The sequence below is a fragment of the Poinsettia branch-inducing phytoplasma str. JR1 genome (assembly GCF_000309465.1).
GTDB classification, from domain to species: domain Bacteria; phylum Bacillota_I; class Bacilli_A; order Acholeplasmatales; family Acholeplasmataceae; genus Phytoplasma; species Phytoplasma pruni.
Genome location: NZ_AKIK01000159.1, coordinates 1 through 15653, shown reverse-complemented (window position 1 = coordinate 15653; position 15653 = coordinate 1). Strand labels below are relative to the sequence as shown.

15 protein-coding genes and 1 tRNA gene are annotated in these 15653 nt (G+C 26.8%); 7 read left to right on the top strand and 9 right to left on the bottom strand.

Translation table 11 applies throughout. The features are described 5' to 3' along the window. Positions 1–88: 88 nt before the first annotated feature. Positions 89–1468, bottom strand: a complete 1380-nt coding sequence (locus tag ON17_RS02840) for a 2-hydroxycarboxylate transporter family protein (protein ID WP_017191992.1) — start codon at positions 1466–1468, stop codon at positions 89–91. Between the two features lie 193 nt (positions 1469–1661). Continuing rightward, entirely contained in the window at positions 1662–2366 is a 705-nt protein-coding gene (locus ON17_RS02835; RefSeq protein WP_017191991.1) for a hypothetical protein, read from the bottom strand. 368 nt (positions 2367–2734) lie between these two features. Between ON17_RS02835 and ON17_RS02830 the strand changes: the two genes are divergently transcribed. Further along, positions 2735–2825: transfer RNA gene (locus tag ON17_RS02830), tRNA-Ser, on the top strand. A gap of 211 nt (positions 2826–3036) precedes the next feature. Here the strand turns inward: ON17_RS02830 and ON17_RS02825 are convergent. Beyond that, positions 3037–3921 carry a hypothetical protein gene (locus tag ON17_RS02825; protein ID WP_261974260.1) on the bottom strand — a complete coding sequence of 295 codons (885 nt, stop codon included), beginning with the start codon at positions 3919–3921 and terminating at the stop codon, positions 3037–3039. Between the two features lie 634 nt (positions 3922–4555). Here ON17_RS02825 and dnaX point away from each other — a divergent pair. From dnaX to ON17_RS02795, 6 genes are all read left to right on the top strand, one after another. Beyond that, positions 4556–6295: a DNA polymerase III subunit gamma/tau gene (gene dnaX, locus ON17_RS02820; protein WP_017191989.1), complete on the top strand. Its 1740-nt coding sequence runs from the start codon at positions 4556–4558 to the stop codon at positions 6293–6295. A gap of 12 nt (positions 6296–6307) precedes the next feature. Next, the gene (locus ON17_RS02815; RefSeq protein ID WP_017191988.1) at positions 6308–6604 is read left to right on the top strand and encodes a YbaB/EbfC family nucleoid-associated protein; all 297 of its coding nucleotides are present in this window, start codon (positions 6308–6310) and stop codon (positions 6602–6604) included. Between the two features lie 51 nt (positions 6605–6655). Continuing rightward, positions 6656–7192, top strand: a complete 537-nt coding sequence (rpoE, locus tag ON17_RS02810) for a DNA-directed RNA polymerase subunit delta (protein WP_017191987.1) — start codon at positions 6656–6658, stop codon at positions 7190–7192. 80 nt (positions 7193–7272) lie between these two features. Continuing rightward, on the top strand, positions 7273–7971 hold the full coding sequence (locus ON17_RS02805; protein ID WP_017191986.1) for a CDP-alcohol phosphatidyltransferase family protein: 699 nt from the start codon (positions 7273–7275) through the stop codon (positions 7969–7971). A gap of 15 nt (positions 7972–7986) precedes the next feature. Then, on the top strand, positions 7987–8877 hold the full coding sequence (locus ON17_RS02800) for a phosphatidylserine decarboxylase (RefSeq protein ID WP_017191985.1): 891 nt from the start codon (positions 7987–7989) through the stop codon (positions 8875–8877). A gap of 32 nt (positions 8878–8909) precedes the next feature. Beyond that, entirely contained in the window at positions 8910–10541 is a 1632-nt protein-coding gene (locus ON17_RS02795; protein ID WP_017191984.1) for a CTP synthase, read from the top strand. A gap of 64 nt (positions 10542–10605) precedes the next feature. Here the strand turns inward: ON17_RS02795 and ON17_RS02790 are convergent, their stop codons facing one another. The 6 genes from ON17_RS02790 to ON17_RS03945 all read right to left on the bottom strand — a co-directional run bounded on the left by ON17_RS02790 (position 10606) and on the right by ON17_RS03945 (position 15483). Beyond that, complete coding sequence (locus ON17_RS02790; RefSeq protein ID WP_017191983.1) at positions 10606–11139, bottom strand: hypothetical protein; 534 nt, start codon at positions 11137–11139, stop codon at positions 10606–10608. A gap of 103 nt (positions 11140–11242) precedes the next feature. Then, positions 11243–11860 (bottom strand): DnaD domain protein, encoded by a 618-nt coding sequence (locus ON17_RS02785; RefSeq protein ID WP_017191982.1) that lies wholly within the window; start codon positions 11858–11860, stop codon positions 11243–11245. Then, positions 11853–12539 (bottom strand): ribonuclease III, encoded by a 687-nt coding sequence (gene rnc / locus ON17_RS02780; RefSeq protein WP_017191981.1) that lies wholly within the window; start codon positions 12537–12539, stop codon positions 11853–11855. Before rnc ends, ON17_RS02785 begins: the two co-directional genes overlap by 8 nt. 19 nt (positions 12540–12558) lie before the next feature. Continuing rightward, entirely contained in the window at positions 12559–13581 is a 1023-nt protein-coding gene (gene plsX, locus ON17_RS02775; RefSeq protein WP_017191980.1) for a phosphate acyltransferase PlsX, read from the bottom strand. Further along, positions 13578–14459, bottom strand: a complete 882-nt coding sequence (locus tag ON17_RS03950; protein ID WP_334198829.1) for a helicase-related protein — start codon at positions 14457–14459, stop codon at positions 13578–13580. The genes plsX and ON17_RS03950 overlap by 4 nt, the downstream gene beginning before the upstream one ends. Next, complete coding sequence (locus ON17_RS03945; RefSeq protein WP_017191978.1) at positions 14452–15483, bottom strand: DEAD/DEAH box helicase; 1032 nt, start codon at positions 15481–15483, stop codon at positions 14452–14454. Before ON17_RS03945 ends, ON17_RS03950 begins: the two co-directional genes overlap by 8 nt. Between the last annotated feature and the right edge of the window lie 170 nt (positions 15484–15653).

Below are 15653 nucleotides of genomic sequence, written 5' to 3'. Positions count from 1 at the left end.
ATTATAACAATTTAATAAATATTTGTTAATTAACAAATAATAAAAAGTTAAACATATCATTTGTAAATTGGTCTAAAACCAGATTGGGTTACATATATAAATATTTAAAACCGAAGGTGGATACGATATATACTAGAGGACCAACTACACGAGTCGCTATAGTCGCAAAAGGCAATAAATCTTCTCGATGACTAATAGCCATTACACCTAAATTGCCTGTTCCGCCGATACTGTGCGAACAAAGTCCAGCAGTTAAAGATAATTCTAGAGGGTAAAAACCTAATGATTGGGCGAAAATAAAAGTTGTTATCACAGCCACCGTTAAGGAAGTAACAACGATTAATACAACACTAGGTGTTTTTAAAGTATTTATTAAAGTGGCAAAATTAGTAGTTAACCCTAAACCGGCTAAAACAGGACCTGTAAAATTAATAGACATGAATTTGCCGGCTTGGGATACAGAATTTTGATACTTATCAGACAATAAATCAAAAATTTTAATAACTAATAAAATGATAATAACATATACCATTGCGTCTAAATAACTAAATAAAACTTGGTTAATCATATTACCTAAATTATAAAGAGTGAAAATGATTAATAACCCCATGCCTATTTGTTGATGTTCTAAAGGTGTTTTGGTAGACTTATGAGAATGGTCAATCTTTTTTTGTTCTAAAGAACCTTTGCCGCTGTATTTAGTTTTATCAAATAAAACAAATAATAAACCAGCGAAGAAAATACTTAAAACACGGGCTAAAATTAAAGGCGCTAAAAGAACACTTCTAATTTGACTTGCCTCTGCTGACCCTTTAAAAGCGTCTTTATAAATACCATTGGAAAAACCACCAATGCCTAAGTTAGTTCCTCCGTTAGTTAAAGGCACAAACACAAAGAAAATACTATCCCAGAAACTACCTTGAGATTTCTTTGAGAAAATAAAATCTGGTTGAAAATTAGCTAAATAACCTAAAAAACCACTAACAACAAAAGAAAAGATAATAGCGATTAAAGTGATGGGAATAAACTTGATTAAAGATCTTTTTAATAAATCTCTATCCACGCTTAAAAGACTGCCGGCGATAACGATAGTGATAAAGAATTGTGAGAAATTAACTCCTAAACCAGCATTTGCTCCTGGTTTATTGAAAAAAGCTTTATCAAAATTATCAGCTATGTTTTTTGGTATTATTTCTTGATAAATTAAAAAAGATGGTACTAATATAAAAAGTAAAAAACCAAAGCCTAATTTGTTTAAAAAAGGCGTTTTAGAACCAATATAATTTAAACCAATCCCTAACACCATAGCAATAAATAAAGGCGTTAATAAAGGATGCCATAATTTTTTATTGTCTTGATCTATTCTCATATAAACGATATTTAAAATCATTATTACAACAAAACTTAAAAACAATAAAGGGTGAAAACCAAAAATTTCTATTTTCTTTTTATTATTTTTTTCATTCATAAAAAATGTTTCCTTCTTTCTTATGGATTAGAATGTTATTAATGCATGAACACTTATAATTATATTTTATTGAGAAAAGTTTATAACAAGAAAAAGTCATTAATAAACATCTTTTGTTAAAAAAACCTTTTATTAATTGAAAAAAGGCTTGTTGTGTTTCATTTATTTGCTAAAAAATTTTTCTATCTGATGATTAACTATGTTTTTCGTTGAAATTAAATTGTTGATAAAAAGTTTGTATTTTATTTCTAAATAATAAAAAGACCACTAAGTTGATCGCATTGGAAGTAATCACGGGAATCAGATTTAAAAACCATAAAATAAACCAAGATTTAGTTGCGCCACCATTAAAAAAAGCGTTTATCAAGTTCACAAAAAGACCTTCACGAGTAGATAAATTTTTTTTAATAATAGTTAGCCACGCATAACCGTTAATTGTGCGAGAAATACTTTGAATGATGATAATAATAGTGAAAAATAGTAACATTTTTTGATAATTTTTTTCGTCCATTTTTAGAAAAGATAGAAAAAGATATGCTAAAATAGGTATAAAAGCCCCAAATATAATATTTTTCATGACAATAACAGCACTTTCGTCTACAAATAAAGTTTGAAAAGTATTATAGATTTGTATGTATTGAAATGAGGAATAAAAAGCCCCATCAATAAATAAGTAAATCAATAAAAAAGTTAAAGCATATTTAAAACTAAATAAAAACATTAAAACGAATAAAGGAAAGTGCCAAAAAACCCATAATTGAGCGTCTACAATCGGCATTTTTTTAAAACTAAATAAACTGCCTGAAAGAAACTTTTGGTTAATTTGAGCTAATATAAAAGCCATGGCTATTAAATTAGCTCCTAAAGTTATTTTTTTTAAATCTATTTTTTTAGTCATATTATTTTTTCCTTTGGTGCGAATATATGAAGCGTGAAAGAAAGAATTGTTTATGGGAGTGATTGCATAAACACAATTATGCTTGTATTTTATGTGAATTATTACATTTATGTCTTTTTTATTTTAACATATAAGGCCTCTTCTAGAATGATTATTCTATCAATAAATGTTTCTAATATGCAATAATCATGATATAAACATCTTTTTTATTGAATTCAGTTGCACAATGAATTAATAAAAAGTCAATAAATATGTTTTTTTAATATATATTTTGTTATAATGTTTTTGTCTAATAATCTTTGAATAAATTTCTAAGAAAAAAAAGGAAATTATTCGATTGATTAATGATGGCAAAAAATGTTTCAGATGGAGTAGTACTCAAGTGGTTATAAGAGGCGTCCCTGCTAAGGACGTAGTCCAATTTTTGGTGCAAGGGTTCGAATCCCTTCTGCTCCGCCAATTATAAAAAAAATTTTGATAATATTTTTTTACTTAAGCATTTGTTAAATAGTTTTATTTTTCCCCATAATATAATATTTAGCCAGAATTGATTTATCTTTTGCTTAATTAAATAAAATTATATATTATTATCGTTTAAAAGAAAAAACATCTTTATTTAGATATAAAGATGTTTTTTTATTAAAGACGTTTCTTATTTATAAGAAACCTATTATCTTTTAGATTGAGGTTTTTTAATTTGTTGTAAAATCCAAACAATAATCACTGAAATCATTATAGCGATAAAAACACCTATAATTATAATCTGGAAAGTGTTGATGTTTTTTTCTTTATCATCAGTTTTTGTAGTGCTTTTTGTCGTTTTGGCAGCTTTTTTTGGTGTTTCAGCTCCCTTTTTAATGTCTTCATTAGCAGTTTCAGAATCTTTGTTACTGTTTTTATCAGTTGTTTCAGCGGTTTTTTGATCGCTTGTTTTCGATGTTTCAGCTTTGTTTAAGTTTTGATAATCTGTTTCGATTTTGGTTAATTGTGTTTTTTTAACTTCCAATTTAGAAGAAGTACTTTTATTTAAAAAATTATTTATTTTCTTTCTTAAATTACTGATATTGGTGTCACTTAATTTATTAGCAGCCGTCAATTTTGTTTGTTGATTTTCTAAACCTCTCATATTGGTTTCTAATAATTGATTTTGACCTATTATGTTGTTGAAAGCTGTTTTAACTTCTTCCAAAGTTTTTTCACCTGCTTTGGATAAAACTGAAACATCATTTAAGTAATTCTGTTTTTGCTCTTTTATTTTTGTCACCGATTGTTGCATATCTTCCAAAATCTGTTTATCATCTTGCAGAATGGTGTTGATTGCTAATTTATTACTTATTTCGGTTAATAAACTATCGCAATCCACATCTTTTAAGAGTTGTTTTAACTCTTCTATAATGGCAGTAGTAAAGATGTTTTGAATTGCTGTTTCAAAATTTGATATTTCTTGCAATAAAGCGTCAGCTTTGCCTTTGATATCGTCTTTTTGTTGGTCTTTATTTTTTATTTTTAAAATCTGTTCTTGGATAGACGGAGTTTTTTCACCATCTCCAGTCATCCCAAACACCTTATTATGAGAGAAGAAAATCAATATGAAAACTGATAAAATTCCTGTTAATTGTAAAAATTTAGATAAATAATTTTTATTTTGCGAAAACATTTGTATTTTATTTAAAAATCCTTTCTAGTAGATTTATTAAAATACATCTTCATATTATAATAAATGAATAAAATATTTATTCATTACATAAGTAATTTTATCATATTTAAATTGGGAAAAGTTAAATATTTGTGTGATATTTAGCGTTTGTTTGGTTCATTAAATCAACCTAATTTTGGCTAAATTTAAACTTTTTATTTCGTTTTGAACTGAAAAAGGCCGCTTTGTAAAAAGGTAAAAAAAACTACATTTTAGACTGTCTAAAAAGCCTTAAAAGAAATTTTTTCTTTTTTCAAATTTCTCTTTTTCTCGGCAAAAAAAGTTGAGAAGCAGAAAAATGAAGAAAAAGATGCACTACATTAGAAAAAAGGCTTTTCATATGGTAGAATATTAAGACGTGATTTTATTTGTAGTCAAATAAAAATTTTTTATTCTTTATTTAGTTAAAGTTTTAGGTTTCTCCCTTTCATAAAACCTCTTGAAAGAATATAATATAAAAGAATGAATTTATAAGAAAAAGGATTTATTGTGTATGTCTTATTTAGCTTTATATCGTAAACATAGACCTAAAAATTTTGATGGAATGGTAGGTCAAGAAGTTGTTATTAAAACTTTAAAAAACGCTATCAAATTGCAAAAAATTCATCATTGTTATTTGTTAAGCGGTAATAAAGGCGTAGGTAAAACCACTTTGGCTAAAATTTTAGCTAAAGCCATTAACTGTCAAAATCCTCAAGGACAAGATTGTTGTAATGAATGTGAGTCTTGTTTAGCGGTCCACCAAAAAGCAAATTTAGATGTGATTGAAATTGATGGTGCTTCTTATAATGGCGTAGATGAAATTAGAGAATTAAAAGACACAGCTCAATATAAATCTCATTTATTAAAATATAAAGTTTATATTATTGATGAAGTTCACGTCTTATCTAACAATGCTTTTAACGCTTTATTGAAGTTATTGGAAGAACCGCCAGTGAACGTTGTTTTCGTTTTAATCACTAGTGAATTAGCTAAAATTCCTAAAACCATTCTTTCCCGAACTCAACATTTTTATTTACCGAATTTGACCGATGAAGAAATTAAAACCAAATTAAACCCTATTGCGGAAGAAGAAAAAATTTTAATTACTGATGAAGCTTTAAACACTATAGCAGCCTATTCAGACGGAAGTATGCGAGATGCTTTAAATTTATTAGATAAAATCAGTTCTTATAAAACTAACTTGATTGAAAAAAAAGATATTGAAAAAATGTTAGGCGTTATTTCGGAAAGTAAAATAAACCAATTAGCCGAATATTTGGTTCAACCAGACATCAACCAAATGATAACTTTTTTAGAATTAATTTTGAAACCTAATGTGCAAATTTCACCTTTTTTAGATGATTTAATTGATTTTTTTCAAAAATTATTATTAGAACATGTGACTAATCCTCAAGAAAATACAAATTTATTCCGTTTGTTAACCAATTCTAAAAGAAATGAATTTTTTGAAATCTTGTTAACTTTAAAACAAAATATTATCCATTTCCCCACTAAAAAAAATTCTTTAATTTTAAACTTCATTAAAATACATAATCTGTTTTTTGACAAAAATATAATTATTAAAAAGACTTCTATCGCTGCCAAAAACATTAATACAGTGGTGAAAAATCATAATTGTAACAATAATGTTTCATATTCTAATAACGACCTTCCTTGCACTAAAAAAGAACCTAAAAAATCTTATCTGGCTAAAAAAAAGGAAATTGTTGCAGAAGAAGCGATAGAATCAGAAAATCATTTAATAAAACATATTAAAAAAATTCTGCTTAATCAAGATGATAAAACAACTACTCTTTTAAAAAAAAGATGGGCTAATTTAAAAACTTATTCTGATAATTTAGAGTTAGAAGCTTCTGCCAAAGTTTTATCAGAAGCTAAATTTTTGATGATCGGACGAAACAAAGAAATGTTGTTGGCTTGTTCGGATATGAATAATTATAAGAATTTATTAAATGTTAATGTGAAAAAAAACATTAAGAAGCTTTTTAACTCTAAAAAAACTATTATCAATGATTATTTTGTTATTTTGCCAAAACATTGGGATGAAGTGATCAAAGTGGCTTTTGATAAATATCAAACAACTAATAATCCGATGGATGTTGATTTATCTCATTTAGACAATATTTTTTATGAACAAAATTCCCTTGTCAAAATAGAACAAAATGAATTAGAACTAATTAAACTAGCTAGAGAATATTTTGGTTTTGATACAGTAAAAATTAAGATATAATAAGGAGTGAAAATGAATACTAATACTAATATGTTTGATAAACTAAGAAAAATGCAAGAAGCTATTCAAAAAGAGCAAAAAACATTAGAATCCAAAGAATTTATCGCTACAATAGGCGATGTGATGATAGTGATGCAAGGGACTAAACAAGTTGTTGATGTTCGTATTAAAAATACCCAAGCTCTTAAAAATTTAGATATTCTGCAAGAAAGTATTTTATTATCTTTTAACGAAGTTTTAAAACAAGTAGAAAATGCTTCAAGAGAAGTCATTAATAAAGCTTCTGAAAATTTAGAATTCACTTTTTGATAGTTTTATTATCTTTTAATCATTTTCTTAGAAAGAGGACAACAATTTATAATGAATAAAAAAAAGAATCTAATCGACCCTAATAATTCAATGATTGATATTTCTTATCAAATTTTAAAACAAAATAAAACATCTATACCTATTTATCAATTAATGAAACAAGTTTTCCAAATTAAACAATTAGATTTCACTGATGTTGAGAAAATTTCTCAACTATATTTAGATATTGTTTTAAGTGGTCTTTTTGTTTTTAATGGTCAAGATCTTTGGTGCATTAAAGCGGGCAATCTACATTTATGGGATAAAGAGTATTACGCTGAAAAAGACGATAAAGATGATGAAGAACAAACAGATATTGATCATAAAATTTTAGATTTTGAAGATTTTACCTTAAAACCTAAAAATGATGATAGTCATGATGAAGATAGCGATGAGCACAAAGAAGAAACAGAAGAAGAGTTAGATATTGATTCAGAACATTTAGATAATGATATCCAAAAACCTCAAGTAGATTTAAATTCTGTGAGCGATGATGATGACAAAGAGGATGATATCAATGATGAATATGATTATTTATACGATAAATAAAATATCCCCCCATATGATAATTTAAAAAAATACTAATACAAAACAATAAGTTGTATTATCAAGTAAGCGGAGTTAAAAAAATGTTCTTAGGTATATACAATTATACTGTATATTTAACTTATTTAAATTTACTAAGCGGCTTTATTGGCGTCAGTTTAGTTGTTTTTACAGACAAAATCGGCTTAGCTTCTGTTTTTTTGTTAATATCAGGCATTTGCGATATTTTTGATGGCATAGTTAGTCGTAGTAAAAAAAACCTTTATCTTTTGGAAAAAAGATATGGTGTACAAATTGATTCTTTGGCTGATTTAGTTAGTTTCGGTGTTTTACCAGTAGCGATAGGTTATTCTTTATTGAAAAAAGTTGTTCCTTCGGGATCTATTTATTATACACTTTTAACATTCGCTTTTATCTTTTTTGGTAGTTTATATGTTTTAGCAGCTTTAATTAGATTAGCTTATTTTAACGTTTTAACGGAGGAAAATGAAGAATTAAATTCTAAAGGTTTTATCGGCGTTCCGGTTACTTTTTCCTCAGTTCTGTTCCCTGTTTTAATTTTAATTCACTTACAATTAGGTAAATTGTGGAAAGGTTTTGAGGATATTCAGTGGTTATCACCTTTAATATATCTTTTTTTCCTCATGTTATTTTCTTTTTTATTTGTTTATGATAAAATTAAATTTAAAAAACAAAAAAATATTTTATATTTCTTTTTAAGTGCGTTATTTCTAACGTTGATTTTGATTTTGTTATACTTAGAAATATGTCTCAAAAAATAATTAAAGGTCGTTTAGATGAAAAAAATAGTTGATAAAAAAGGGAATGTTTTAGAAGACAAGATTACTAGCAAACAACAAATATTTGTGTATTCTAATATTGAAAAGAACTTTTGGAAAAGACTGTTTTTAAAAATTCTTGTTTCCAAATTTGTGACTTATTTAGCTAGTTTATATTTTAAAACCTTTTTGTCTAAAATTCACATCTCTAAAACAATCAAAGAATATAATATAGATTTGGATTTATTCGAAAAGCAAAAATTTCGTTCTTATAATGATTTTTTTACACGCAAATATAAACATCTGTTTTTTGATAGAAAGGAAACAACTTTCATTAGCCCTTGCGAAGGGCAAGTTAGTATTTTCCCTATTTATCATAATAGCGTATACACTATTAAAAATGTTAATTATTGTTTAAGTGATTTATTAAAAGATGATAAATTAGCTTCAGAATATTTAGATGGTCAATTAGTGATGTTTAGGTTAAAAGCTAATGATTATCATCGTTATATTTTTATAGATGATGGCTTATTAGGCCTAAAAGTGGTTAAAATCAAGGGTAAATTTCATACAGTGAACCCTATAGCTTTTAAACAATTTAACGTTCTACAAGAAAATACTAGAGAATATAATATTTTACATACCCATAATTTTGGTCAAGTAGTGCAAATAGAAGTCGGCGCTATGATGGTTGGTAAAATCAACAATCATGAAATCAGTAAGTTTGTTAAAGGTCAAGAAAAAGGTTTTTTTTCTTTTGGTGGTTCTACCGTAGTTTTATTGATTAAACCGAATAAAGTTGCTTTTGATCAAGATATTTTAAACAATACTAGAAATAACACTGAAACTAAAATTAATATCGGTGAAACAATTGGACATAAAATAGAGCAAATGTTGGATATGTTCTAATTGTTTTTCTCCCATAGGAAGAAGGAAAAAAGATGAATAAAAATAAAAAACAACCTAAATTTATTTTCGTGACAGGTGGAGTAGTTTCTGGTTTAGGCAAGGGCATTATTGCTTCGTCTATTGGTCAAATTTTAAAACAACGCGGTTTAAAAGTGTTTATGAAAAAATTTGATCCTTACATTAACGTTGATTCAGGCACTATGAGCCCTAATCAACATGGGGAAGTTTTTGTGACTAATGATGGAGCTGAAACAGATTTAGATTTAGGTCATTATGAAAGGTTTTTAGATGAAAACTTATCAAGAGAATCTAACGTCACTACAGGACAAATATACCAATCTGTAATTAATAAAGAAAGAAAAGGGGAATATTTAGGTAAAACTATTCAAGTCATTCCTCACATTACTAACGAAATTAAGTATAGAATTTTAACTATCGCTCAAAACGCTGATTATGATATTATTATCATTGAAATAGGCGGAACTGTTGGTGATATTGAGTCTTTACCTTTTTTAGAATCTATTAGACAAATGCGTTATGATTTAGGCTTTCATAATGTCCTTTATTTACACAATACTTTAATTCCTTATTTAAAATCTTCCAATGAAACGAAAACTAAACCTACTCAACACAGTGTGAAAGAATTAAGATCTTTGGGAATACAACCACAAATTTTAATTTTAAGAAGTGAAAAAATAATCACTCCAGAAATGAAGCAAAAAATATCTATTTTATGTGATGTTCAAAAAAAAGCTATTTTTGATAACACAGATGTTGATATTTTATATAAAATTATTCTTAATTTACACGGACAAAAAATAGATGATTTTATTTTAGATCATTTCCAAATTAAAAATGTTCCTGTTTCTGATTTATCCCAGTGGAAACAATTAATTCATAAAATAGAACACTTAAAACGCACAATCACTATTGGTTTAGTAGGAAAATACATTGATTCTCATGATGCTTATTTATCTATCGAAGAGTCTTTGAAACATGCTTCATACACTCATGATGTGAAAGTTGAAATTAAATGGATTGATGCGGAATATTTAACTAATGATAATATCCAAAAACAGTTAAATACTTGTGATGGTATTTTATTGCCTGGTGGTTTTGGTTTTAGAGCGGTTGAAGGGAAAATTAAAGCCGTTAAATACGCTCGTGAAAACGATATCCCTTTTTTCGGTATTTGTTTTGGTATGCAAATAGCGGTGATAGAATACGCTCGTAATGTTTTAAAATTAGAACAAGCCAATTCCTCAGAAGTAGATCCTAAAACGCCTTATCCCGTTATTACTCAAAAAATATATAATACACAATTAGGCGGTTCTTTAAGATTAGGTCTTTATCCTTCAGAATTAAAAAAAGATAGTAGAAGTTATGCCATTTATCAACAAGAAGTAATTAAGGAAAGACATCGTCATCGCTATGAAATGAATTTAGAATATCTCCCTCTTTTTGATAAAGATCCTTATTTCAATGTTTCTGGCTTTAATCAAGAAGAAAAAGTCCCTGAAATAGTGGAATTAAAAAATCACTTTTGGTTTGTAGGGGTTCAATTCCATCCAGAATTTTTATCTCGTCCTCTGAAGCCACATCCTTTATTTAAAGATTTTATTAAGTTTGCTATTAAATACAATACAAATAAAAATACACAATAAAAAAAGTTCCTTTATTGGAACTTTTTTTATTGTGTATTTAAAAAAATATTAATTTTTTGAAAAATTATTCTAATCCGTAAGCTATTTTAGATTGAGTAACTACTTTTTGACAGATGTCTTTTGTAACTTTTGCTAAAGCGTTGTTAAGAGATGTTACTGCTGCATCGTCTTGACCAGTAACCTTATCAGCTTCATCTAATGCATCTTTAACTGTTTTAGCTGCTTTTTGAGCTTCCTCGTAAGCTGTTTTTTTAGTTGCATCTTCAGGTTTTTTGTTTTTTTCTTCGTTAGTTAAATAGTCCATATCTTTTTTGTAATATGTTCTTAACGTTTTAACAACTTTTTTCAATGCCGCTGCTTTTTTATCAGCGCTATTTTCGTTGTTCGCTTTTGTTATTGCATCTGTGTAAACAGCGTCCCATTTAGAGACTAAATTGCTGTCTAAGTTTTTAATCGCTTTAGAAGGTGAATTTTTCATAAAGAACCAAACACCAATTGCTGTTAAAATTACTACAACTGCACTAACAACGCCAAGAACTATTTTACCATTTTTAGTTTTTAAATAACTTTGTTTATTGTGCTTATCCATTGCTACCATAATATTTTATTATCTCCTTTTTTTTCATTATTAAATCTTCAATAAAGATCCAATACCGATTTTAATTATAACATATTTTTTTATATAAAGTTATAATAATGCATTATTTTTTAATCTGTTTAAAAATTTTATGTAGTATTTGATCAGCTTTATCGTCATTTTCGATTTTTACATGATTTTTTTGGCTTAAAATTCTTTCAATATAATTTAGAGAATCTTTTTTATTTAAACCAGCTTGAACGATTATTTGGGTAATATTGTCGTGGGTATAATTTTGTTCTAAATACCAACTTTTCACGATTTCTAATTCGTTTCCAGTTAAAAGTCTGCCTTTTAAAGTTTCTAAATTTTCAATAGTTTCAGAAATATTGTTTTTTTGTTTTTTTTCAGTACTTTTAGTTTTTTTCTCTTTATATAATTGTTGTATTTTAACAAAAGTATTATCTAAATTAAAGATTTCTATAATCTTATTATCTTTTTTATCTTGTAGGATGGAAAAAAAATTTTTTTGTCTTAATCTTTCTAAAATAGATTCTAGTTCGTTTTTAGAAAGGTTCGCTTTTGTAGCTAAAAAAGAGGACGAAAAGATTTTTTTTTCATAAGAATCAAATAAACAAAGTAAAACACTTAATTCTTGTATTTCTAAATGGAGTTTTTTAAATTCACGGATTAAAATTTTTTCTATATTTAAAAAACCTTCTTCGTATAAAGTTTTAATCATTTTTTAAAATACCTCCTTTAGAAATCTTGGCCAAAGCTTTTTTAGCAGCTTGTTGTTCGGCCGCTTTTTTGGTTTTACCATTACCTTTTCCTAACCATTCTTTGCCTAAATATACTTCTGATACAAATTCCTTTTCGTGAGCTAAACCTTTTTCAGAAATGATTTTATAAGTAATATTTTGTTTTTTTGTTTGGACTAATTCTTGTAGTTGAGTCTTAAAATCAATAATATTAATGATTTTATTTAAACAAGGCAAAACAACCTGATAAAAGGTTTTTTGTGCTTGTTTAAAGCCTAAATCTAAATAAATAGCTCCAAATAAAGCCTCAAAAGCGTCCGTTACAATAGAATAATTATGAACGGATCTTTTTTTTTCTCCTTTACCTAAATAAATATATTTTTTTAATTGAATTTCTTCAGCGTAAATCAATAAAGAATCTACACAAACTGCTTGAGCTCTTTTTTTGGTCATAACTCCTTCATCGTCTTTATTGTTTTTATATAAATAACTAGCCATGAAGAAATTAATGACCGAATCACCTAAAAACTCTAATCTTTCGTTATTATTGTGTTTGGCGTTATTCTCATTAGCGTACGAACTATGAGTTAAAGCGTTAACGAATAAAGAAATATTTTTTGGTTTGATATTTAATCTTTTAAATAACTGTTTAATAGACATAACGTTTCCTTATGTGATTTCAATTTTTTATTTTTTGAGAAAGTTTTGTTAAAAAATCTTTTTCTATTAATTTTTTCGCTTTTAAAATAGCGTTATAAAAAGAATAATAATCGGAGTTGCCTTGAGCTTTAACAACGATTTTGTTTAAACCTAAAATCATTGCTCCTCCAATTTCTTTGCTATCTAATTTGTTTTTAATGTTTTGAAGCTTTTTTTGAAAAAGTAATTTACTAATGATTTTTTTGAACCAATTTTCTGTTAAAACGTTTTTTATGTTTTTCATTAAGATGTCAAAAGCACCTTTATATGTTTTAATAATCATATTGGAGGTGAAACCGTCACTTAATAAAATATCCGCCTCAGAGTATAAAATATTTTGCGGTTCTTCGTTCCCCTTAAATAAAACATGAGGAGTTTTTTCTAATAAATCAAAAGTCTCCATTTCTAAAACTCTCCCTTTATGCGGTTCTGAACCAATATTTAACATTTTAACAATGGGAGTGTCAATATGGAATAATTCTTGAGCCACAATAGAAGCAGCGATAGCGAATAATAACAGATTTTCAGCTTTAATTTCGATATTAGCTCCAGCGTCTAATAAAATTCTTGTTCTACCATCTAAAGAAGGGTAAATGATAGCTAAAGCGATTCTTTTCATAGGTTGAATAGTGCCGATAATTAAATAACTGGCTAAAATTAAAGCTTGCGTAGGCCCAGCAGAAACAACGCCGTCTACTTCATTATTTTTAGCCGCTTGCAGAGCTAAAAACATAGAATGTTGTGAATTATCTCTAATTTCTTCTCTAATGTTTTTAACGCCCATATCTAAATAATGAGGCGTGTGGATAATGCTTAATCTTTCTTGTAAAGTTTCAGGCAATTCAGAAGAAATATGGTTTTGTAAAAATTTTTTAATTTGCGGTTCATCGCCATATAAATAAAGATACAAATCTCTTTCTTCGGATAACGCTTTTAAACTGCCTTTTATAATAGAATTAGGAGCGAAATCGCCTCCCATAGCGTCGACTGCTATTTTAATCATAATAACCTCTTTTTATTTTCTAAATTTTCAAAATCTTTTTGTACTTGAGAAATAATTTTAAAATCTGTTGCCACATTTAAAAAATGATATTTTAAATAACCACTTTGTTTTTTACCTACAAAATCGCCAGGACCTCTATTTTTTAAATCAAATTCGCTTAATTTAAAACCATTACTTTCTTGTTCTAAAATATTTAAACGTTGGTTATCTGTTGGATTTTCAGGGACTAAAAAACAATAATTTTGTTTTTCATTTCGCCCTACTCTTCCTCTTAATTGGTGTAATTGACTTAAACCAAAATGATCGGCTCCTAAAATAACAATGGTTGTTGCGTTAGGAACATCAATTCCTACTTCAATAATAGTAGTAGCTAATAAAATTCCTTGAGGATTTTTCACAAAACCCGCCATAATGTTTTCTTGTTCTTGGTTATTGTTTTTACCATGTAAAACATAAAGATGTTGAATTTTCTCTTCTTCTAAAAAAGACGTTATGGTTTCAATATTGAATTTTTTAGTATTTTGTTTGATAGCCGGAACTACTATATAAGTTTGTTCGTTTTTAGCTTGATTTTCTCTTAATAAAGGAACGATTTCTTCGAAAGGGAATCTTTCGGTAATAATACTTTTTTTAGCATAAGGAGGTTCTGTTAATAAAGAAGTTTTTAATAAACCGAAATACATGACCTCTAAAGTTTTAGGAATTGGGGTCGCTGTTAAATATAAAACATCTGCTTGAAGATTTTGAAAGGAAATTTTATCTTTCACATCGGTCCCGAATTTATGAGTCTCATCAATGATAATCAACCCTAAATCATGAAATTCTGTATTCGCCAGCAAATGAGTACCAATAACCATTTGATATTCATTATTATAAATAGCTTTTTGTAAAGTTTTTTTTCTTTTTACTTTTAGAAGTGATAAAAATAGTCTTAATTTCAGGAAATAATTTAGTAAAATTTAAATAATGTTGTTTAGCTAAAATTTCTGTTGGAGCCATCATTAAAACTTGTTTTTTGACGCTAATGACTGCAATAGCGGCTAAAAAAACAGTAATAGTTTTGCCCGAACCAACATCGCCTTGAATTAATCTTTTAGTGGGATAATTTTGTTTTAAATCACTGTAAATATCTTTGACTATTTTTTTTTGGTTATCAGTTAAAGAAAAAGGGATTTTTTGCATCATTGTTTTAATATAATAATTACCATAATTTAAAGGTTTTTTAAAAGGAAGTTTCTTTTTTTCTTCAAATAATTTTTGTGCTATATTTAAGGCTTCTTCATGTTTAAAACGTTTTAAAGTTTTATGAAGTAATTGTTGGCTTTTGGGTAAATGAAGATTCATTAAAGCTTCTTTTCTATCGATTAAATTGTATTTTTTGAAAAAAAGAGGACTTAAATTTTCTTTTATTTTTAATTGCGGTTTGTTAAAAATATTTTTTAAAAAAGTGGTGATAGAACGATCAGTAATATTTTTAATACCATACACAGGTTTTATTTTATTTTTGTTTTTTAAATCAAAAGAAATTAACGAAGCAGTAATGCTTTTATTATATAAATTATATTTACCTTTAATAAAAACATTTTTATTTATCTTTAAAAAATTGGCTAAATGAAATTTATTAAAAAGAACAACATCCAAAACTACATCATCATGGATTAAGGTGTGAAAATTAAGTCTTTTTTTATCAGAATTGTCTTTAGATAAAATAGGTTCGCTAACAATTTTTCCTATAACATTAATTATTTCTTTATCCATCGCTTGGTTAATATTAGATAAAAGGAAATTTTGATATTTTTTAGGTTTATAAAAAATCAATTCTTTTAAAGTGTTGATATCATTTTGAACTAATTTAGGGTATAAATTAGATTTTACAAACATTTGGTTTAAGTTAGAATTCATTTTGGAAAAACCTCAAATATACCTTTAAATCTTATTTTTATTATTTCTTTGTTGGATAAAAACTATCAATATGGCGATATCTTTCTAACTAATCAACATTAGGCAATTAAAACTATTTTAATAATGTTAACAAATTATTCCCACATTATTAAATATTTTTTTATATAGTT